A 1,194-nucleotide genomic window follows, 5' to 3' on the forward strand; every position below is an offset into this window, starting at 1 on the left:
GGCCAACCCCATTGCGGCCATCCTTTCCGGTGCTTTAATGCTCCGCCACTCTTTCGGACTGGAGGAGGCGGCTTCGGCCATTGAACGGGCGGTGGCCGTGGTGCTTGAGCAGGGCTACCGTACGGCCGATATCATGGAACCAGGCAAACAACGGGTGACCACCACGGAAATGGGCCGGCTGATTGCCGAACTGGTGGAAAAGGGCGAAATGTAGCCAGTGCATTTCCTCTCGGCTTGTCTTTGCTAAGGGGGAGAAACCATGGCAGCAGTGGAGATTTACGATACCACCCTCCGGGACGGCTCCCAGGGGGAAGGGATTTCCTTTTCCGCGGAAGACAAGGTCAAGATTGCCCTCAAGCTTGATAAGATGGGCTTTCACTACGTTGAAGGGGGCTGGCCCGGCTCCAACCCCAAGGATATGGCTTTTTTTCAACGCATCAAAAACTACCGCTTGAGCCATGCCCGCCTTGCCGCCTTCGGGTCCACGCGTAAGCCCGGTGTTCCGGTTCAGGAAGACGGCAACATCCAGAGCATCCTGTCGGCCGGGGTTCCCGTGGCCACCATTTTCGGTAAGAGCTGGGACTTACACGTTACCAGGGCCCTGGGGACAACTCTGGAAGAAAACCTGGCCATGATTGAAGAATCCGTGGGCTACTTGAAGAGCCGGGGTCTCATGGTTATCTATGATGCGGAGCACTTTTTTGACGGCTTCAAAGCCAACGCCGGATATGCCCTGGCAACCCTCAAAGCCGCGGTACGCGGGGGGGCCGACCGGCTGGTACTGTGCGACACCAACGGGGGAAGCCTGCCGGAGGAAGTTACCGCTATAGTGGGCAGGGTTAAGGAAGAGATCCCGGTGGCCCTGGGTATCCACTGTCATAATGACGGAGAGCTGGCCGTGGCCAATACCCTGGCGGCGGTGCGGGCCGGGGCAACCCATGTACAGGGGACCATCAACGGTTACGGGGAACGCTGCGGCAACGCCAACCTCTGTTCCGTGATACCAAACCTTACCTTGAAATACGGCTACGAAACCATTCCCCGGTCTTCTCTAGCCCGGCTGACCGACCTTTCCCGTTATGTGAGCGAGTTGGCCAACCTGCACCCCAACACCCACCAGCCCTTTGTGGGGGCCAGTGCCTTTGCCCACAAGGGCGGGGTCCATGTCAACGCCATTTTGAAAGACCCCCGGAC

2 protein-coding genes are annotated in these 1,194 nt (G+C 58.9%); both read left to right on the forward strand.

Annotated features, from left to right (window positions below):
- The coding region (locus tag ACPLUI_RS14960) for an isocitrate/isopropylmalate family dehydrogenase (RefSeq protein WP_424661035.1) at nt 1-214 on the forward strand (214 nt) is incomplete at its 5' end.
- A 45-nt stretch (nt 215-259) separates the two neighbouring features.
- On the forward strand, nt 260-1,194 hold a 935-nt coding region (gene cimA / locus ACPLUI_RS14965), incomplete at its 3' end, for a citramalate synthase (RefSeq protein ID WP_424661036.1).

It is taken from the genome of Desulfofundulus sp. (genome assembly GCF_049701015.1).
In the GTDB taxonomy this organism is placed as follows: domain Bacteria; phylum Bacillota; class Desulfotomaculia; order Desulfotomaculales; family Desulfovirgulaceae; genus Desulfofundulus.